Origin of the sequence: Pseudomonas tremae, assembly GCF_001401155.1 — a bacterium.
GTDB lineage: Bacteria > Pseudomonadota > Gammaproteobacteria > Pseudomonadales > Pseudomonadaceae > Aquipseudomonas > Aquipseudomonas tremae.
The window spans coordinates 1-19,062 of the sequence record NZ_LJRO01000065.1 but is presented as its reverse complement, the minus strand read 5'-3'; the positions used below and the strand labels follow the sequence as shown (position 1 = coordinate 19,062).

Annotated in this window: 15 protein-coding genes, 1 rRNA gene and 2 pseudogenes; 14 read left to right on the top strand and 4 right to left on the bottom strand. The window is 56.5% G+C overall.

The genetic code is table 11. The features are described from left to right. The 6 genes and pseudogenes from ALO43_RS30640 to ALO43_RS04275 all read left to right on the top strand — a co-directional run. A pseudogene (locus ALO43_RS30640) lies at positions 1-583 on the top strand (type IV secretion protein Rhs); the annotation flags it as partial. Positions 584-661: 78 nt separating this feature from the next. Further along, a complete protein-coding gene (locus ALO43_RS31105) occupies positions 662-832 on the top strand; it encodes a hypothetical protein (RefSeq protein WP_217999768.1) in 171 nt (56 codons plus the stop codon). Positions 833-1,242: 410 nt separating this feature from the next. Further along, a complete protein-coding gene (locus ALO43_RS04300; protein WP_054997164.1) occupies positions 1,243-1,650 on the top strand; it encodes a DUF6386 family protein in 408 nt (135 codons plus the stop codon). A 159-nt stretch (positions 1,651-1,809) separates the two neighbouring features. Then, positions 1,810-2,597, top strand: a pseudogene (locus tag ALO43_RS31020) (hypothetical protein); the annotation flags it as partial. 95 nt (positions 2,598-2,692) lie between these two features. Continuing rightward, positions 2,693-3,244 carry a hypothetical protein gene (locus ALO43_RS04285; RefSeq protein ID WP_005888883.1) on the top strand — a complete coding sequence of 184 codons (552 nt, stop codon included), beginning with the start codon at positions 2,693-2,695 and terminating at the stop codon, positions 3,242-3,244. A 378-nt stretch (positions 3,245-3,622) separates the two neighbouring features. After that, positions 3,623-4,051 (top strand): DUF2628 domain-containing protein, encoded by a 429-nt coding sequence (locus ALO43_RS04275; RefSeq protein ID WP_005895861.1) that lies wholly within the window; start codon positions 3,623-3,625, stop codon positions 4,049-4,051. A gap of 121 nt (positions 4,052-4,172) precedes the next feature. On the opposite strand, the gene ALO43_RS04270 is transcribed toward ALO43_RS04275, so the two are convergent. Both ALO43_RS04270 and ALO43_RS04265 read right to left on the bottom strand, forming a co-directional pair. Continuing rightward, positions 4,173-6,617, bottom strand: coding sequence for an alpha/beta fold hydrolase (locus ALO43_RS04270; protein WP_054997161.1), 2,445 nt, complete (start codon positions 6,615-6,617; stop codon positions 4,173-4,175). Beyond that, positions 6,610-7,092: a hypothetical protein gene (locus ALO43_RS04265; protein ID WP_054997160.1), complete on the bottom strand. Its 483-nt coding sequence runs from the start codon at positions 7,090-7,092 to the stop codon at positions 6,610-6,612. Before ALO43_RS04265 ends, ALO43_RS04270 begins: the two co-directional genes overlap by 8 nt. Positions 7,093-7,479: 387 nt before the next feature. Here ALO43_RS04265 and ALO43_RS32020 point away from each other — a divergent pair, with 387 nt between their 5' ends. Next, positions 7,480-7,650 (top strand): acyl carrier protein, encoded by a 171-nt coding sequence (locus tag ALO43_RS32020; protein WP_174518487.1) that lies wholly within the window; start codon positions 7,480-7,482, stop codon positions 7,648-7,650. Positions 7,651-7,855: 205 nt separating this feature from the next. Here ALO43_RS32020 and ALO43_RS04260 read toward each other — a convergent pair whose 3' ends face one another. Beyond that, entirely contained in the window at positions 7,856-9,337 is a 1,482-nt protein-coding gene (locus ALO43_RS04260) for a YdgA family protein (protein WP_024671399.1), read from the bottom strand. A 156-nt stretch (positions 9,338-9,493) separates the two neighbouring features. Between ALO43_RS04260 and ALO43_RS04255 the strand changes: the two genes are divergently transcribed. The 7 genes from ALO43_RS04255 (at position 9,494) to ALO43_RS04225 (ending at position 18,760) form a co-directional block, all read left to right on the top strand. Continuing rightward, positions 9,494-10,183 carry an HAD-IA family hydrolase gene (locus tag ALO43_RS04255; protein ID WP_005895854.1) on the top strand — a complete coding sequence of 230 codons (690 nt, stop codon included), beginning with the start codon at positions 9,494-9,496 and terminating at the stop codon, positions 10,181-10,183. Between the two features lie 20 nt (positions 10,184-10,203). Further along, on the top strand, positions 10,204-11,211 hold the full coding sequence (locus ALO43_RS04250; RefSeq protein ID WP_024671400.1) for an aldo/keto reductase: 1,008 nt from the start codon (positions 10,204-10,206) through the stop codon (positions 11,209-11,211). A 317-nt stretch (positions 11,212-11,528) separates the two neighbouring features. After that, positions 11,529-12,266 carry a GntR family transcriptional regulator gene (locus ALO43_RS04245; protein ID WP_005895847.1) on the top strand — a complete coding sequence of 246 codons (738 nt, stop codon included), beginning with the start codon at positions 11,529-11,531 and terminating at the stop codon, positions 12,264-12,266. Positions 12,267-13,051: 785 nt separating this feature from the next. Further along, positions 13,052-13,840, top strand: coding sequence for a DUF3050 domain-containing protein (locus ALO43_RS04240; RefSeq protein WP_053932776.1), 789 nt, complete (start codon positions 13,052-13,054; stop codon positions 13,838-13,840). Between the two features lie 20 nt (positions 13,841-13,860). Further along, on the top strand, positions 13,861-14,808 hold the full coding sequence (locus ALO43_RS04235; RefSeq protein ID WP_053932777.1) for a diiron oxygenase: 948 nt from the start codon (positions 13,861-13,863) through the stop codon (positions 14,806-14,808). Then, positions 14,805-18,248 (top strand): non-ribosomal peptide synthetase, encoded by a 3,444-nt coding sequence (locus tag ALO43_RS04230; RefSeq protein WP_054997159.1) that lies wholly within the window; start codon positions 14,805-14,807, stop codon positions 18,246-18,248. The genes ALO43_RS04235 and ALO43_RS04230 overlap by 4 nt, the downstream gene beginning before the upstream one ends. A 35-nt stretch (positions 18,249-18,283) precedes the next feature. Next, complete coding sequence (locus tag ALO43_RS04225; RefSeq protein ID WP_005895839.1) at positions 18,284-18,760, top strand: SRPBCC family protein; 477 nt, start codon at positions 18,284-18,286, stop codon at positions 18,758-18,760. 106 nt (positions 18,761-18,866) lie between these two features. On the opposite strand, the gene rrf is transcribed toward ALO43_RS04225, so the two are convergent. Continuing rightward, a 5S ribosomal RNA gene (gene rrf / locus ALO43_RS04220) occupies positions 18,867-18,982 on the bottom strand. Between the last annotated feature and the right edge of the window lie 80 nt (positions 18,983-19,062).

Sequence of the window (19,062 nt, the reverse complement as noted above, 5' to 3'; positions counted from 1 at the left end):
CGATCCACTCAGTAACCTGATCACGCTGACGCTTCCCACAGGTCAGCACCTGAACCACCTGTATTACGGCAGCGGTCACCTGCACCAATTGAACCTCGATGGCCAACTGATCAGCGACATGGAGCGTGACGACCTGCACCGCGAGATCTATCGCACCCAGGGCACGCTCACCAGTTGCTTCGGCTACGACAGCATGGGGCGCAAGGCGTGGCAGTACGCCACAACCCTGCCCGCTGAGAAACTGTCACAGATCCAGAACCCGCTCATAAAACCAGAGCGCTACGTCGAACACGCCTACAACCCGATTCACCGCCGCTACGAATACGACCCGGCAGGCGAACTGAGCCGCACCCTCGACAAACTGCGCGGCGAAACCCGTTACGAATATGAAGCCAATGGCCAGCTGCTGGCGCGCAACACCGATCGAGTCGTCGATGGCGAAGAATTCCGCTACGACGCTGCGGCCAACCGCCTCAACTTCAACACCAGCCGCTTCGACCACGTCAAAGACAACCGCCTCAAACAGTGGGCGAACCAGGAGTACAAGTACGACGCCTGGGGCAACCTGATTGAAAAAACCGTCCGCCATCAGCGATTAGAAAACTCATTGATCTGAATAAAGAGATGTTCCCAGAGGCCTTCCTGAAGTAGGATTGATAAAATGACTCCTCAAGAATTTGTTGACGTTATTAGACTTGTTGTTAGTGATGCTGCTATATCTGACACTATAGATGTCATATCTTCGCCTCCGGGAAGGAGACCAGATAAAAAACTGGTAGAAATTTCCGAATTTTACAATCAACAAGATACAGCTGAAAAAAAAACATATTGAAGAAATAATAAAAAAATCAGTAGAGGAAGCTGTTTTCGGCTTCTTCTGCGTATTAGATGGAGTGCGCGCGATTGAAGACTCTGGACGTAAGGGGGAATTATCCCTTATCTACGAAGGAAATATGACGACGAAACTGAATGGTGATGCCAACCTGCATGACCTCTACAACAACTAACAACGATCCCAACTTATAGACTTATAACTTATACACCATCATCACTTACTATTTGCCCCCCTTAAAGGGGGGCTCTAAATTCCTGGCTTATCACTACCTTCATCAGAAGCCAGGAAAAGCAGTAGACTTTATTTTTACTGCGCCTTTCAATCTTTTCTTCAAAAAAAGCGATAGAAAAAAATTGGAGCCATGTATAATCATTGGGCCGAGAGATGCATATTCAATTGAGGTATATATGTTAAAAGAATTTTCTATTTTCACTAATACCGCAACTATTTCAATATTTGACATTGATGCGATTAAGCATAGAATTCCAGATTCTCCTGACTGGTGGAGCATCGTGGAGGATGAGATCCTTGAAGTAAACAAGGGCAACATCGCTGTTCTTGGTTTAGGAGATGATGGTGACTATACTATTAAAGTGTCGGAAGCTATTGAAGGTGAAACAGGCACACTCAATCTACACTTCCCATCAGGCAACGTTTTTGTTGGGGCAGGAGAGGACACGTCTGGAGGCGACCTTGAACCAGATGGGTCTGATGTAATAGAAGGAGAAACCTTAAAATTCGCCCCTGGCAACTACAGCATGAAGTTTGCTCGCTCAGGAAATGTAATAGAACTCTGCTTTGAGCCTACATCATAAAAATACAACTTTATAAAAGAGCCTGTTCGGATATAAAAAATTAAGACATGGAGTATGATGCCCACTTATAGTTTAAAGCTCTTTAAAAATCGAGCTGACAGAGGAGGCCATTAACATTTGTTAGCTTCCTTCTAGTTAATGCGGTTTATAATCTACATATACCTGTGGTGGAATGGTCTCGCTCAAGTCGTGCGCTTTCAGGGCTGCTCGGGCAAAAAGCACGTACTACCGATATGACGAGCGCCATTATTTGGTGGCCGTCACAGACGCGCTGAACAACACCACCCTGTAGCGCAAGCCCGACGGCGAAGTGCTGCGCATCAACCACACGGATGGCACCAGCGAGACCTTTACCTACAACGAACTGGGCCAGGTCCTGACCCACACAGATGGCGAAGGCCAGACCATCACTTACGAATACGACAAGGCCATACGCCTCGTTGCCCTGACCAACGAAAACGATGCGACCTACCGCTTTGCCTACGACGACGCAGATCGTCTGATCGAAGAAAAGCGCATCGACAACCTCACCCGCCGTTTCAGCTACAACCCTGGCGGGCACTTAGCAAAGGTCGAGGAAATCGGCTACGGCGAGAAAGGCGAACAGCCACGGCGCAGTACCCATCTGGAGCCCGACCCGATTGGGCGCCTGCTGGCCAAAGTCAACGACGATGCGCGTCAGGACGAAGCATACGATAACGGCGACCATGGCTGACACGCAGGTGGAAAGCACCAGCAGTTACCAATACGACAGCCTGGGCCGACGCGTAGGAAAACAGTCCGAGATCAAAGGCCAGACCGAACACAAACACTTCCTCTGGCAAGGCCTGCGCATGCTGCGCGAAGAAAGCCCCGGCCAGAACAGCCTGTACCTCTACGAACCTGGCAGCTATGCACCGTTGGCCCATGTGGATCGAAAGGAAGGCGAGACAGGGAACAAGGTTTACTAAGGCGGGTAATATCACTCCGCAAACGAAGTGAAGCGACAACCCCATCTACCAAGAAGACAACCGCCCCACCACAAACCCACCAAGGAAGAACAATGGGTAAACAATCTCGCAGCAAGCCGGCTTATCTGGAGCCCATGGCGATGTACCGCAGCCACGTCGCTGCTTTCCGCTCGCGTTATCTGATGTCCTTTCTGACACCGATCTTCATGGGCATATTCTCCCTCGCCATCACCGCGGGCATTGTGGTGGATGCGTACTTTCCGAATGATCTGGAGCGAACGGGCCAGTCGGTGATGCTCTTGATGGGGGTGACACTGGTCTTGAGTTTCGGCGGCATCATGATGAGTCGCGGGCACGCCTGCGGGGTGTGGATATTGGCGGCCATTCTGGTGGGCTGCTTTTTGGCTGTGTTGCCGACTGCGCCTGCGCATTGGCGGCGCTTTGAGCTGATGTTTTACGCACTGGGGCTGCTTTTCCCGCTGCTGGGCCTTTTGTCGCTCAACAGCCAGCGCGGGCGGGAATTGCGCGTGCAATGGAGAATTATTCGAGCCGAGCGCAAAGAGATTCGCCAGGAAATGCGTCGCCGCAAGGATCTTGAGAAACATCGTGAAAACCTGCGCAAGAGAAAAGCGCTCCGCAAATGATCAGGGTTCTCTCGAGACTTTCTCGCGCCCAACAAAAAACCCGCCGAAGCGGGTTTTTCCAAGACCATCCCGACTCCCTGTCGGCTGCCTCCCAGGCAATGGTCGGTCATCCTTGACCCTGATGAACTCCTGTTCACCAGTTGATGGATCCAATGCTACTGACCTTGCGTGGGCTCGGATATAGCCGACTTCCTCCAGCGCGTGTAAGCCTTTCGCTATACCGTGTTCTTTCTCAGGGGCAAGAAACAAACGGTAACGGCGTAGTAAGCCGTCATTAAAGTCCATACAATCGCCCGCGCACGATGCAAAATAGTAAGCCAGAAACACAGGATTTCCCGGAAGAACACGTCATCCCAACGGAACATGAGGAGTAGATCCATGAGCACAGCCGATCAGACTCAAAGCACTGGCAAGTACAGCGCCAAGTGGCAGGAGCGCTTCAACTTTTTCGAGACTTACGGTGCGCCGAACGACCCACGCTTCAAGCCGGCGGTAAACGCGCTGCCTGACTTCAAGAAGAAGCTGCTTGTTTGCGCCAATATCATCGCGTTTTTCTTCGGCCCGATTTATTTCTTCGTGCTGGGGTTGTGGAAGAAAAACCTGGCGCTGATCGGCATCATCATCGTGGTCAACATCGTGCTGAGTGTGCTTTTCGGGATCCTCGGAATGGAGGTTCCAAAAGCATTGGGCACAGGCTTGAACATCGTATTTTCCTTGATGTACTCCCTGACGGCTAATTACTCCTACTACCTCAAGGAAGTAAAAGGCGAGCAAGGCTGGAACCCGTTCAAAGGCATGCGTCTCTGACCTGAAGATGTAGCCAGCTGAATGCGCTTGGGGCCGCTCTCACAGGAGGTGAGTCCATAGCGCACCCGCCCCTCTCGATGAGGTGGCGGGTTCGCTGTGGATAAGTGGCCACCAGGCGTTGTCATTGCCCCTCGACCAACCTCAATTCCCCATCCGCGTATCGCACTTCCCTTCCCACCCACGCCATATCGACGTTCGGCAGCACCGCAGAAGGTTTGCGCAGTTCGCGCAGCAATGTAGACCCGTGGGAAAGCCGCCCGCCCATGCGCGCGATCACGGCGCGTGCGTTCTGGTAGTGCGCGTGGCGTCCTGGGTCAAGGGTGTCTTCCAGCAAGATATCCTCGCCAAGAATGCCCTGCACCTGCCCTGGGTAGATCATGAAACCGGTGGCCTGTTCTGTGCCTTCGCGCCCGTCCTGCCAGAAGCTGCCATCACGGCTGCGAATGTCTGGATGAGGTGCAAACCAGTACTCTCTATCCGCAATGGGCATGGCGTGGTGCAGGTGGAAGAACAGACGCATCAGGTTGTCGCGGTACCACTCGCGCACTTGCAGGTAGTAACCGCGCATGCCCGGCAGACCTGTGCGGTGTGCTACGCGAATGAAACCCGGCCAGGCCGGAAATGCCTGCAATGGCAGGTCCGTGGAAGCCGGGCGCGGCGTCGCGGGGTCGGTTTCCCAGGGCAGCCGATGCGGGCAGTGTTCGAGGTCGTCGTACGCGGTTGGCGGACGTCCCAGCAGATCACCGCCGCTGCTCGCCAGCGAGGTGGCGATGCACAGGTTGCCCTGCACGACGAATACGTAGAAACGGGTGAACCAGTCGGCGAGTTGTTTGCCGTCTGCGCCTTGGGCGGTCAGCGTATGCAGCTCCCGGTCAAACCGATGCAGTTGCTGCTCCAGGGTCAGCAGATGGCCACGTGCAATGCGCTGCATGCGCAGAAACAAGGGCAGCGACCACAGCACGCGCAGTGGTTGCCAAGGCAGGTGCGGGGTCGCGCCGCCGACTTCACCGGCATAGCTGCTGGACGCAATGCCCCAGTCTGCCAGCCGAGCAAGAAACAAGTCGTTGTTGATGTAGCACGCCGCACCGAACAGTGCCGTGAACGGCTCGTTGTCCTGCAATATGCGTGGGTCCCAGCGCGCCATAATTGCCGGGATGCTGCTTGCAGCTCGTCGCTGAGCGTATTCCACAAAGCGGCTGGGCTGAGGCGGCAGGATCTCGGCAATGTTGGCGGCGGTCAGGTGCCTGCGCCAGCCATAATCACTGATGGGGCGATACTGCAGCAGCCATAGCTGGCTGCCGTCCCAAGCCCACTCGACGTCGCCTGGCACGTAATGGAAAACTCGCAGAACACCTTGCAGGAAGTCCCAGAGCATCTCCTGAGTCAATCCATGAATGGGCCTGAAGCTGCCGCTGCTCCAGGCGTCGCCGAGGCGCGAGATGATCGCTCGCTCGGGGCTCGCCTGACCATCGGCCAGCGACTCCAGATGGCCTTCGACCCACTCCAGCTCGATCGACAGGTGACGCACAAACGCGATACCGGAAAGCACCGGCGTAATGAAGCGCTGCACCACAACCTCTTCGACCCCGGCGCTGTGCAGCTCTGCAATGCGCGCAGGCACGTTATGGGCAGGCTCGCGAAGAAAGGTGGTGCTCAGACCGGCATTTGCCGCATCGGCCTGATCCTCGCCGAAGCTGGACGAGCGCACTGCCCAGATAGCGTCAGGCTGATTGGCCAGAAACGCAGGCAACGCCGAGTCATTACCCTGCTCAAGTGACAACGCCGCTGGCACTGGCTGGCCGGCGATGGCTGCCAGACGCAGGCGCCCGCCCTTGGTGTGTGCAACGAAGCCGCGCTCAGCGGATTCCAGCCAGTGGGCGAATTCAGCTGGCGAATCGATCCACGGGTAATGCCCCCAACCCGGTATGAGGCTGATGGTCAGGTCGGCACGCGCCAGAATGGCCGACCATGCGGCGGCCTGCTCGATACCCAGCACCTTGTCCTGATCGCCCCAAACCAGTTCGATCGGGTCCTGGACCCACTCCAGTAGCGGCAACGCGGTGTCGGCGCGCACCAGGTCCCAATACGGCACGAAGGCACGGCAGCGAGCATAGCCAGCTCCCATGCGTTGGTAATGCGCCGCAGGCCAGGTTTGTCTGGAAAACTTCTTCGCAAACAGCGTGGGCTTGTTGGCCAGCAGCCAGTGAATACTCTTGCGAATGGGCAGCGGCGACATCAATGCGGGCAAGCGCCGCTGCCATAGGAAAGCGCCCACGGGTGCCAACAGCACGCTTCTGCAGAAGTGCCCCGGCTGGCGCTGTAGCGCGTGCATGACCAACAGGGCGTTGACGCCCACCGCCATGATTGCGCTGCCCCGCTCCGTCGCCGCCAGCAACGCATCGGCGTAGCCAGCAATGTCAGCGCACGGCGGCTGCGGGTTACTGCCGAAGCCGGGCAATTCCAGGGGTACAACCCGATAACGCTGAAAATGCGGAAGAACGTCGTCCCACCATTCGGCACTGCTGCCGTTGCCCGCCAGCAGGTACATGAGCGGCAAGTCAGACATGACTACGCCCTCTCGACACATCGGCAGCCGCAGCGTACTGGTCATGGCGATAGAGCCAGATCAGCGGCGGCAGCAATGCCAGCAGCGCCGCCATGTCCAGCCATACGTGCGACCAGACACCGCCGCGCACGGAGATCCATATGTCCTGAGGCGCCCAGAGCAGAAGACCGGCGATCAGCCAACCCCAAGGCATGGCGCTTTTCAGGCGATTGCCCAAATGCACCAGCGCCAGCATGTACACCGAATAGGTTTGCAGCGTGGCGCCGAACAACGCCATCCACCAGACCTGTTGCGTACGCGCAGCAGCGGGAACCGCATCGGTCCAGAACGCCTGTTCGAGCGTTGTCAGGTAGCCATCGAGCAAACCGGCAAAGCCTGCCCAGGTGAACACGAGACTGCCCAGCACGTGAGCCCCGGCGACGGCGTATAACCACGCCACCAGCGTACGGCGCAGGGTGTCAGAAGAAAGCGGCATGCCAGGTCCTTGGGTCATTATCGGAAGATGCCGAGTCTAGCGATTTCTCGTCAGGCCTTATAGCGAAAAGGCTAGATGCTGACTGCCCCTGATTCACCAGCGTAGGTACTACGGTATTTACCTGTAAGGTATGAAAATCCGTAGCAGCTCAGACATGTTCGGACCGTAATATTCTCGGATTACCTCTGAGTGCGGCAGTTGTAAGCATCGTGCTACATGATCTTGAGAACACCTGTCATTTCTACCAGCAGACAGCTCTTCTGCTACGGCCTAATATTTCCCTTCATAGCACGTTTACCCGCATGCAAGGAGCGCGCGATCACGAGCGAGATAACAGAAAAAGTGACAGAAATTTGGGCCAACGCACTTGGCATATCAAAATAAGACATAAAACCGACAGACAGGTTTTACGAAGATTTAAAGCTGGATGAGCTGGATGTCGCTGACGCGTTTTTGGCTCTAGAAGATGCGCTTGGCTTCAGCATCCCGGACAAAGATACTGCCAAGCTCAATACCTTACAAAGTATCTTTGACTACGTGTCAAAAAACAGAACATGAACTCAACGTATGCGACCAGTAGTCCACGGCCCATTCAGCTACCAACGCTATTGAAGCCACTCCGTAGTCAATATACTGAGTAGCCCCAGTCTAAGTTCATTCGTCGGGCGCTGGGCGTGATTAGCACGCTGATGCAGGAAATTCCCGCATCAGCTTGAAAGCGCTCGGGGACAGGCATCGCGCAGCCCGAGCAAGCAGCCGCAGCTTACTGGCCGCCCAGTGCGCCGACCTTGCCCATGACGTTGCTCATGAACTGTTGAACGGTCATTTTCTGGCCGTTGAAGTCGACCATTTCGTTGGCATAGTGCAGGTCGGAGACGATGTTGTCGCCGTCGACCTTGGCCAGTTGCATCATCTCGGCCATGACGCTGGCCATGTCGCTGGCAGCCTTGGCCTGTTCTGCGATGACCTTGAGGTCGGTCTGGCCTTCGCGTATGGCCTGCTGTGTCGCAAGGTCGCGAATCATCGGCTTGGACAAGACGACTTTAGCGTTGACCTCGCCGAGGGTTTTCAAGAGCAGCGCATCGGAAGGCTGATCAAGCGCCCCAGGATCGGTCAGGTCCACCGCGATGCGCATGTGGCTTTCACCGTTGCTGGTCTTGAGCGACAGCTTTTCCAGCTCGATATGCGGCTTGGCAGTCAGCAGCTTCTTCATCTGGGTGTTCATCAGTTCTTGATCGGCAGCGTTCAGCTCCAGACGGAAAGGACGCTTCTCCAGCGCTGCTGCTTGTTGTTGAGGCAGGATTTTTTCCTGATACAACTGATACAGCGCCTGCGTGGCCATCACATCGAAATTGGCGATCTTGAAGCCCATGTGCCCGGCACCCACTTCCTTGCCGCCATAGGAAATCATGCCCGCATCGTAATTGACCTGCGCGGCCAGATTACCGGCGTCTTCCTGCGCCAGGTTGGTGTTGGTGAAGTCCTTGATCTGCACCTTTGGTTTGCCCACCAACTGGAAACCCGCATTCTGGACTTTCATGTTGGTGTGGCCCAGATAGAAGCCGGACTTGCCCTTGGTGCCGCCAGTGTCGAAGGTCATGCCCTTGACTTCGATGCTCACCGGACCTTCAGCTGACGCGACGTTGAGTTGCAGGTTATCCATGTTGCCGGCGAGGCTGAATTTCTCGGCATCAGCGGACGACTCGACGTTCAGGTCCAGCCCCGAGAAGCTGAACGTCCCGTCCACATCGGTCATTTCCAGCGGAGCCATTTGCAGCGTGCCCCGGGTGGCGCGGTCATAGCTGATGCTGGCCTGCCCTTTCAGCGGCGGGACGCCCTTGCTCATCGCAAACCATTTGTCGGCGTCAGGGCTTTTTTCCATCTGGAAATTGCTCAGGGCCATGACCGGCAGCAGGTTCAGGGTTTTCAGGCGCGACAGCGGTATGGGGCCGTGCTCGATCTGGTCAACAAACAGGAACTGGCCACCCTGGGTGCTATCGGACAGGTTCTGGATGTCGACACGATAATGCGCCGTGCTGCTGAAGAAGTGCTTTTCCAGCGAGACCATTTCCAGTTTGACGCTGGTGTCAGTGCCGTTGAATGATTTGGAAAGCTCCTGATTGGCCTTGCTGATGGAATCGTTCAGCGCGCCCTCCAGCTGATTGCCTGTGTACCAGGCACCTCCCGTAACCAATGCGCCCGCTACGACAATGACGCCAATCGCTATACCTGCTGATTTATTCATAGTGACCTGAAGATATCCGTTCTGATGATGGGGAAGTCGTACCGGGACCGGTAGCACAGCCCGAAAACCGCGAAAGATTATCAGAAACACAGGGTAGCCACGGTGTTCATGGAAACGTTAGGCTGAAAACCGAATTCGAAAACCGGACGGGATCACATGAGCGAACAGCACAACGAACGAGGCCCGATCAAGGCCGTCATCTTCGATATGGATGGTCTGTTGCTGGACACCGAGGGTGTCTACACGGAAGTCACGCACCTGATTGCCAGCCGACATGGCCGAACCTTCGACTGGTCTGTCAAACAACACACCATTGGCCGTGGCGCACGAGATTTCTCGGATTACGTGATCAAGGCGCTTGAACTGCCGATGTCGATAGACGAGTTTCTCGAGGTTCGGGAGCCCATGCTCGAAGAGCGTTTCCCACGCGCTGCGGCAATGCCCGGCGCCGAGGCGCTGGTGCGGCATCTGGCTGCCCACAATATTCCCATTGCGGTGGGCACCAGTTCGTCGGTGCATTACTTCCAGGCCAAGACGACCCTGCACCGCGCATGGTTCGAGCTGTTCGACACGGTCGTGACCGCCGATGACCCTGAAGTGGGCGCGGCCAAACCGGCGCCGGATATCTTTCTGGTCGCCGCACGCCGTCTCGGTGTTGCCCCGGCAGATTGCCTGGTCTTCGAAGACTCGCCGTTCGGTGTCACCGCAGCCAAGGCTGCCGGCATGTACGCTGTGGCAGTGCCGGACTCGCACATGCCGGTCGAGCAATACGAGCACGCAGATCTGCTGCTTGCCTCATTGGCCGACTTCCCGCTCAAGGCGTGGGGGTTGCCTGAACTCGATTGAATGACAAGGAGATGATGAGCATGGATTATCGAACCCTCGGCCAGTCAGGCCTCAAGGTTTCTACATTGACCCTCGGCTCGATGATGTTCGGCGAGCAGACCGGTGCCGAAGAGTCACTGCGTATCATCGACAAGGCCAGGGATCAGGGCATCAATTTCATCGACACTGCGGATGTCTACAACGGCGGTCGCTCGGAAGAAATCGTCGGCCGGGCCATTGCGGCGCAGCGCAGCGACTGGGTGTTGGCCACCAAAGTCGCCATCGGTCCTGCAGACGGCCTGCCCAACCGGGCAGGCCTGAACCGCAAGCATATCTTCAACGCCATCGAGAACAGCTTGCGGCGACTGGATACCGACTATGTGGATATCTATTACCTGCACAAGGAAGATCAGAACACTCCGCTGGAAGTAACGGTCTCGGCGATTGGCGACCTGATCCGTCAGGGCAAGATTCGCCACTGGGGCGTGTCGAACTTCCGCGGCTGGCGTATCGCGGAAATCGTCAACGTCGCGCAACGTCTGGGTGTCGACAAGCCGGTCATCAGCCAGCCGTTGTACAACATCGTCAACCGTCAGGCCGAAGTCGAGCAGATCACTGCTGCGGCCTATCACGGGCTGGGTGTGGTGCCGTTCAGCCCGCTGGCGCGTGGAGTGCTCAGTGGCAAGTACGCCCCGGACATCGCTCCGGACAGCGAAAGCCGGGCCGGGCGTCAGGACAAGCGGCTGCTGGAAACCGAATGGCGCGTGGAGTCGTTGCGTATCGCGCAGCGGGTTCAGGAGTACGTGCAGGACAAAGGTGTCGGTATCGTCGAGTTTGCCATTGCCTGGGTGCTCAACAATCAGGCGGTGACTTCGGCGATTGTCGGGCCCAGAACCGAACAGCAGTGGGACGGCTACACAAAAGCGCTGGCGGTGAAGATCACGGCTGAAGATGAGGCCTTCATCGACTCGCTGGTCACACCCGGACATGCCTCCACACCCGGTTTCAATGATGTTCAGCACTTTGTGTCCGGCCGCCTGGTTCGCTGAGGCGCGTCTCACCTGCGGCCTTATGCCGCGAAGGGCAGCAGCATGGCGCGCTGGAACGGCTGTTCCAGGCGCTTTGGCGGAAAAAACGAGGTCGAAACCTGGTGCTTTTGAGCGCTCGTTCGGTGCTGAGGCCGGATGAGCGTTAAGATAGGTGTGCATTTATTGATCACCGGAGGCTGGGAATGCCGCCCCGGATCATGCAACAACACACAATGAAGCTTCTATTTTCGCGACGTGCAGGCAAGGCTTGGCTAGTCTGTCAGCAGCCCCGCGATTAAGTGGACCCTGTCCAGTCAGGTTGATGAAGAAGTAGGCCGATGCGTAAATCAGATAGAGAAGCCTTTCTGGGCTCCGTATTGGGCAATGAGCAGCCTCCGGCGCACCTTGCCCGATCAGTTATTGAAGAAAAACTGCGAAACGCCATCATCGATGGCAGCTTACCGAGCGGCACGGCCTTGCGTCAGCAGGAGCTGGCAACGCTGTTCGGTGTCAGCCGGATGCCTGTGCGTGAGGCATTACGCCAACTAGAGGCGCAGTCTCTATTGCGCGTCGAAACGCACAAGGGCGCGGTGGTAGCGCCATTGATCACCGAAGACGCTGTAGACGCCTATGCCCTGCGGATCCTCCTGGAGTCCGAGGCGTTGCGCCTGTCCATTCCGTTACTGGATGCAGAGGACCTGGCCGTCGCCGCACGTTGTATCGAACAGCTTGAGGTAGAGACTGACTTCGGCCAGATCGGCAAGCTCAATCGATTGTTCCACTTGTCGTTGTACGCCAAGACACGCAACAAGCGCCTGATGCGCCTTGTTGAAGAAGGCCTGAACGAAGAAGAGCGTTTTCTGCGCTTCAATCTTTCAGCCATGGGGCTGGGCAAGCTTTCTCAGGATGATCACTGGGAGCTGCTGCGGCTTGCCGAGCAGAGGGCCGTCGAGCCCTGTGTAGAAGCCTTGAAGCTGCACCTCAACCGCGGCGTCAAGGCGGTAACTGAATACCTGAACAGCAACAAGGCTATCAACGCAAAGCCTGCCCGCGCATCGAAGAAAAAACCCGCCTGAACAAGCGAAGCGTTGATCTGCCGGCGTTGAAACATAGCTGGCAGATTGACCGACCGCCCTTATCTGCCCCCTCCTCCTCGCAGTCTCGGCACCTGGCATGGCACTTTCATATCTATTTTACTGATCGCGGGTGGCCTGACACTGGAATGAGGCAAACTCGGTCGTGGTCCCAGGGAACCCAACCGGAGGGTATTCCATGGAGACGGCTGGAGCTGTCCGCGCAGCATCGGGGCAGTTCTCTGTTCATCTGAACTCAATGGATAAGGAGTTGCTGAACGGGGCACACACCTATTGGAAGTCATTTCCAATGATCGCCCATAAAAACCCATCACTCTGATTAGACGGCTTAACGACAACGCTGAGCGAGGCATTCGCTCATTAGTAATTATTCTGACCCTCTTCAGTCGGAAGGGTTGTCTGCGCCTAAATAAAACATTGAAAGAATGTTTTATAGCCACCCGCTTTACTTTAAAAAAACATCAATTAAATATTATTAAAAATTGATTGCATGCCTGATTAAATTTGTTTTAAGTTTTCTACGCAGCCAACCACCTTGTTGCTGCACCGCTAGGCCATCATGGCCTTCAGCAACCCAGCAGCGTCTTTAACTGACGACAAAACCCACACAGGACTGTGTGGCCCACTGTGAACTAATGCTTTGAACAGCAGGACGTCTTTCGCCTGCCAACCGGTAAATTTCGGCCTTATTTATAACCACCAACCGCCACGCACCAAAGAAAAACTGCGCCACTTAAAACAACTAACATGACCAAAAGGATATCGCCATGTCTTGTGAGAAAACGCTACTCGCTTATCAAAAAGCAGCACTAAGCCGTCACCCGATCTTTGCAGAAATTACCACATTGCCTGTGCTGAGGCGTTTTATGGAGACCCACGTATTCGCGGTGTGGGACTTCATGTCTTTGACCAAGCGTCTGCAGCAGGAATTGACCTGCACGCACCTGCCCTGGCTGCCACCGATGGACGCCTCCGCTGCCCGTCTGATCAATGAGATCGTGCTGGGAGAAGAGTCCGACGACAAACCGGGGCATGGCCACTACAGCCATTTCGAACTCTATCTGGACGCCATGCGCGAAATCGGCGCAAGCACCGCGCAGATCGAGCGCTTCATCGAACTGCAACGGCAAGGCATCCACTACTCGACGGCGCTGCAGCAGGTCAATGCCGGTCAGGCGGCCTCGGCCTTCGTGACACACACGCTCGAAACAGCCCTGCACGCCCCCGCACACAGCGTTGCTGCGGCATTTTTGCATGGTCGCGAGAGCGTTATACCGCAGATGTTCCAGAGCATTCTTGATGACTGGGGCATCACCGTCGATCAGGCACCGACTTTTCGCTATTACCTGGAGCGCCATATCGAAGTGGACTCCGAAGACCACGGTCCTGCTGCAGAGCACTTGCTGGCGCGCCTGGTTGGCGACGACGCGCAACGGGAAAAAGAGGTTTACCAGGCGGCTATCGCAGCCGTGAAAAGCAGGGTCCGGCTGTGGGACACGCTGCGCATCAGCATGCAGGCACCACTGGTGCAGGCCAGCTCGGTTGCAACACTCTGACCCCTTAGAAGGAAGTCATCATGAGAGCAGAAGACTACACGTCGTTCATCGATGCGTGGGAAAGCCGCGCGACCATTCGTACCCGCCCACGCAGAATTGTCGAAAACGATGAAAAACTGATCTATCCCCTCAGCCGCCAACCGTTGGTGCTCAGCGACACATTTAGCCGGGAGTGCGCGCATTTGCGCGATTACGCGCTGGTGCAAAGTCTCTACAAGTTCATCAACGATGTGGTGATCTTTGAAACAGAGATCGTCGACAAAACGGCGCGCAGCATCGCCAAGGACAACTTCACCATCCGCTTTCCGTTTGCCTGCCGCTATGACGCGATGACGGTGGTAGTCGATGAGGATTATCACGCATTGGTGGCGATGGACTTCATGCAGCAAACCATCGCCCTGACTGGCATCAAGCCCATTCGGCTGCCTGAAGAGATCGAGCTCAGCCGTGCCATTCCCGCAGCCCTCGCCCTGGCTCCGGAGCATCTGCGCAGTGCGGTGGAGCTGATCTGCGTCGCCATTGCGGAAAATACCGTCACCAACGACGTAGCCGCGTTCGCCAAGGACGACTCGGTCAAACAGTCGATCAAGGGCCTTATGGCGGATCACTTGCTGGACGAGGGAAGGCACTCGGGGTTCTGGGCGCGGCTGGTGCGTATTTACTGGCACACGGCAGCCGAACAGGACCGTGAGTGTATCGCCCTCATCATGCCGGTGTTCATTGCTCAATATTTGACCAATGATATTCAGAGCGGCTTCGATTTCGCTCTAATTGATCACCTCGAAGTGCCTGAGCCGGTCAAACAAGCTCTCAGGGCTGAAACAACGGCGATGGATTTCCCGGTCAATCGCCATCACCCGCTGATCGGCAACATCGTGCGCTTCTTCAAGAGCAGTTCGATGCTGGAAGATCCTTGCGTGCAGCGTGCGCTTGCGGACTACCTCCCTGCCCAGAGCACGGTGCAATGAAGCGCCTGGAGATTGTGCTCATCGGTCATAGCTCGACCCTGAGCGAACTGCATGCCGAGCTGCTGAATCATGGTCATGGCGTGCGTCATCTGCCTGACCGGAATGTGCCGCCCGGCTTATCGATATCTGACGCATCGATCCTGATCAACGATGGCAGCCTGACGTCGGATGAGGCTCCGCAGAGCGATGACAGGCCTGTGCAGCTTAGCCTCAGAGTCGGGTTCAGCCGGCCTCGGGAACACGCGCAACCTCGACTGGAGCTGTTGTGTTGGGAAGGCCCTGCTGACGCCAGACGATTGATTGCTTGCGAGTGCCTGCCGGTCGAGCCGTCCGGTAACGGGCGCATGCTGCGTGATGAAGCGGTGGCAAGAATGGTGGACCTGGCGGCACTGCAGGTCAGCCGCTTTTCCAGAGACGAAAATTACTTCAACACCCTGCCGACTGCGCAACTTGCCTCATATGCACGGCAGGAGGATTTGCAGGCAGTGGATCAGTTGCTGTTCGAGCATCGCCTGAATCAAACGGCGCAGCCGCACTTGTTGAAACTCGCCGAAACCCCGGTCAACGTGCGGCTGGAACAGGCATTGCGGAGGTTTGCTGAACGCCCTGCACTGTCGATTCAGAATCAGACGTTCAGCTATCGAGAGCTGCATGCGCAGAGCGTCGCCATCCAACGCATTTTGCTGCCGGCGCTCGTGCCTGCTACTGCCGATACACCCCCGGTCATCGGCATTTGTCTGCCCAAGTCACCTGAACTGTACGCAGGCATCCTGGCCATTCTTGCCTGCGGTGCGGTTTACCTTCCGCTTGATCCTGGTCAGCCCCTGCAACGGCAGCAGTACATCCTGGAAAATTCGGGTGCGATGCTGTTGCTGCACGATGGCTCGCATCCGCTGGCGGCGGCTGAATTTCCTGCGCTGAACATCAGTGCCCTCAGCCTGGCCGATGTGGCTTCGACGCCGAAAGTCGTCCGGCCGGGTCCGGATACCCCGTGTATGGCGCTGTACACCTCAGGCACCACCGGGCAACCGAAAGGCGTATTGCTCAGCCAACGCAACCTCAGCCATTTCACTGCCTGGTATGCCGAGTACGTGAGCCTGAGCGAGCACAGCCGGGTGCTGCAATTTTCGACGCTGAGCTTTGATTCGTCGGTCATCGATATCTTCCCTGCCTGGCTGAGTGGCGCCGAACTGGTGGTGCCGAATGAAGATCAGCGCCGCGATCCGTCACAACTGATGGAGGTACTGCAGGCAGGCATCACTCACGCGTTTCTGCCGCCGGCGCTGCTGAGCATCCTGCCGCTGGATCAGCCGCTGGGGCTTGAGCATGTGGTGACTGGCGGAGACGTCTGTGAACCGCACGTTATCGAGCAGCTCAGCGGGCAGTGTCGTTTCCACAATCTGTACGGCCCGACTGAAGCCACAGTATTGGTCACGGCCTGTGAGTTCGGGTCTTCCAGCAGCAATCGGCAACTGGGGAGACCGATTGCCAACAGCCAGGTGTGGATTCTCGACGAGCAGTTGCAGCCTGTCGCCGAGCAGACTCAGGGTGAGCTGTACATCGTGGGGCCGGGTGTGTGTCTGGGTTACGTGAACAACCCCGAGCTTACAGCCGAGCGCTATGTGTGGCTTACGCTGCCGGACGGGCAACAGTTACGCGCCTATCGTACCGGCGATATCGCCAGGTGGACGGCAGACGGCATCGCTTTGGTTGGCCGCCGTGACAATCAGGTGAAAATCCGCGGCTTTCGGGTCGAGCCCGAAGAGATAGAACATTGTCTGCGCGCCAGTCAGTTGTACAGGCAAGTCGCGGTCGTGGTCGACGGTCAGCGTCGAATTCTGGCGTTTCTCGCGCAACCCTACGCTGCGCACGATGAACAGGCGTTGAGAGCACATGTGCAACGCCTGCTGCCGGAGTATATGCACCCGGCTGCGTACACCCTGTTGCCCGGCATGCCGTTCTCCGCCAACGGTAAGGTCGATCGCAAGGCACTGCTGGAAATACCGCTGAGTTTTACAGAGCAGCACCGCCTTCGCCTGCCTGCCAGCGAGCAGGAACAGACGCTGGTGGATTTATGGGCCGAGCTGTTGGAGTTGCCGCCGGGTGATATCTCGACGGACGAGAGCTTTTTCAATCTGGGCGGCCATTCGATTCTGCTCTCACGCTTGTTGCTCGGGGTTCGTGAGCGGTTCGGGCGCAGTATCCCGATCAACCGCTTTATTGAAGCACCGACTGTACTGACACTGGCCAGCCTGCTAGCCAGCGACGGTGCGTCAGCCCACACAGTGAGCCCTCAGGCGCTGGAGGATGCAAACAGGAGCATCACCCTGGCGGCATTGCCTGTCAGCAAGCTGGGCGATGTTCATAAAGTGATCGTTACCGGTGCCAACGGCTTTCTCGGTGTGCATATCGTCGAAGCGCTGTTGAATTGGGGGGCGACTGAAATCGCCTGCCTGGTGCGTGAGGCTCCGGGGCAAAACGCGCAGCAGCGCTTTGAGCATTCACTCCGGGAAAACCGGCTGGAACACCTGGACCTGAGCCGTGTGCGCGTTTACGCAGCGGATATCACGCTGCCCGAACTGGGCCTCAGTGAGGAGGTGTATGAACGACTGGACCGTGAGTTCGGGGCGCTGATACACAACGCAGCCAATGTAAACCATGTTCAGGACTATGAAGCACTGGCCAGAGACAACGTCGCCCCCATATTCGAGTGCCTGAAGCTGTGTGAAGGACGCAGCAAGAAGATCTTCAACTTCGTTTCGACGTTGTCCGCATCGAGTGCTGTCGATGCGACCGGCAAGGTGCTTGAGCAGCCTGCAGCCGATACACCGCCGATCTACATCAAGAACGGCTACAACCTTTCGAAATGGGTGGCTGAGCGGCTCCTGCAGCGTGCCAAGGATCAAGGCGCGTGGGTAAACATCTTTAGACCCGGGAACATCGCCTTCAACAGCAGCACCGGTGTATGCCAGCCACAGAAGAACCGTTTGATGCTGATGCTCAAGGGCTCTTTGCAGCTGGGCCAGGTCCCGGCGTTCGACATCCATTTCGATCTGATGCCGGTGGACTTTCTGGCGCGGTTCATCAGTTTCCATGCCAGTCGCCATGAGCCCGAATGTGCTGTCTTCAACTTGCATAACCCCGAGCCCTTGAGCTGGAGCTGTTACGTGGAAGCCTTCCGCGAAGCGGGGCGCTCATACGAGTTGGTCAGCGTAGCGCAGTGGCAGGCCCAGCTCAGCAGAGTCGACAGTCAGAACGCGTTATTTGGCGTGCTGGGTTTTTACCTCGACGGCTTTGAAGAGGACATCGGCGACATTTCGATGATCGAGTATCAGAACGCCTTGAAAGGCATCCGCCTCATGGGCGAGCGCTACCCACGGAAGACCCCGACACTGCTACGCAGGGGTTGCGATTACCTGAAAGAAATCAACTTCATCTGAGCAATAGCCCCCTGACGTAATAAATGGAGAACGACATGCATACATTTCACAGCCATCTGAAGCCGGACACCCTGATCAAAAACCCACACATATGCCGCGTGGTATGCGCAGTGAATGTCGCTGGCGATGCGCATGACGTATGGGCAATCGTGGGTAATTTCGGCGGGTTTCAAGCATTCATAACGGCGCTGGACAGTACCGAGGTTACGGGCGCAGGAGCAGGCTCGGTTCGCAGGAAGCTGTTCAAGGATGGCAATGTGGCCATTGAGCAGTTGAACACTCGTGATGATGATGCGATGTACATGACCTGGTCGCTGATCCACACCAGTCTGCCGGTCAGCAATCTATGGGCGGCAATGACTGTTGAGGCTGATGGTGAAAAAACATGCGTGGCGAGTTGGACGATTATTGCCGATCCTGTTCAGGGGGGGCCAGAGGGCGAAGCCTTTCAAGAGTTTCTCCAGGGCTTTGCTGAAGGGGCAATGGGCAACGTGCGCAATCTGTTTGCCTGAAAACAGGCCTCTAAGCAGGAAGGCCGGAATGGCTTCTCAGGCTTAGTGCTGGCCCATAACGACAAAACCCCTCATCGCGTGAGCGATGAGGGGTTTCGGAATTCAATCTTGACGATGACCTACTCTCACATGGGGAAACCCCACACTACCATCGGCGATACATCGTTTCACTACTGAGTTCGGGATGGGATCAGGTGGTTCCAATGCTCTATTGTCGTCAAGAAATTCTGTTACTGACCCGTTATCAGGTAACGTTCCAGCGAATTTTGGTGACTTCTACTTAAACAAAAACCCTCAACGCG

Bases quoted from the DNA above. Each gene is read 5' to 3' on its own strand.
- ALO43_RS04255 (WP_005895854.1), top strand. From the start codon at position 9,494: ATGAGCGAACAGCACAACGAACGAGGCCCGATCAAGGCCGTCATCTTC.
- ALO43_RS04260 (WP_024671399.1), bottom strand. From the start codon at position 9,337: ATGAATAAATCAGCAGGTATAGCGATTGGCGTCATTGTCGTAGCGGGC.
- ALO43_RS04270 (WP_054997161.1), bottom strand. From the start codon at position 6,617: ATGTCTGACTTGCCGCTCATGTACCTGCTGGCGGGCAACGGCAGCAGT.
- ALO43_RS04245 (WP_005895847.1), top strand. From the start codon at position 11,529: ATGCGTAAATCAGATAGAGAAGCCTTTCTGGGCTCCGTATTGGGCAAT.
- ALO43_RS04285 (WP_005888883.1), top strand. From the start codon at position 2,693: ATGGGTAAACAATCTCGCAGCAAGCCGGCTTATCTGGAGCCCATGGCG.
- ALO43_RS04265 (WP_054997160.1), bottom strand. From the start codon at position 7,092: ATGCCGCTTTCTTCTGACACCCTGCGCCGTACGCTGGTGGCGTGGTTA.
- ALO43_RS04240 (WP_053932776.1), top strand. From the start codon at position 13,052: ATGTCTTGTGAGAAAACGCTACTCGCTTATCAAAAAGCAGCACTAAGC.
- ALO43_RS04225 (WP_005895839.1), top strand. From the start codon at position 18,284: ATGCATACATTTCACAGCCATCTGAAGCCGGACACCCTGATCAAAAAC.
- ALO43_RS04250 (WP_024671400.1), top strand. From the start codon at position 10,204: ATGGATTATCGAACCCTCGGCCAGTCAGGCCTCAAGGTTTCTACATTG.
- ALO43_RS31105 (WP_217999768.1), top strand. From the start codon at position 662: ATGACTCCTCAAGAATTTGTTGACGTTATTAGACTTGTTGTTAGTGAT.
- ALO43_RS04275 (WP_005895861.1), top strand. From the start codon at position 3,623: ATGAGCACAGCCGATCAGACTCAAAGCACTGGCAAGTACAGCGCCAAG.
- ALO43_RS04300 (WP_054997164.1), top strand. From the start codon at position 1,243: ATGTTAAAAGAATTTTCTATTTTCACTAATACCGCAACTATTTCAATA.
- ALO43_RS04230 (WP_054997159.1), top strand. From the start codon at position 14,805: ATGAAGCGCCTGGAGATTGTGCTCATCGGTCATAGCTCGACCCTGAGC.
- ALO43_RS04235 (WP_053932777.1), top strand. From the start codon at position 13,861: ATGAGAGCAGAAGACTACACGTCGTTCATCGATGCGTGGGAAAGCCGC.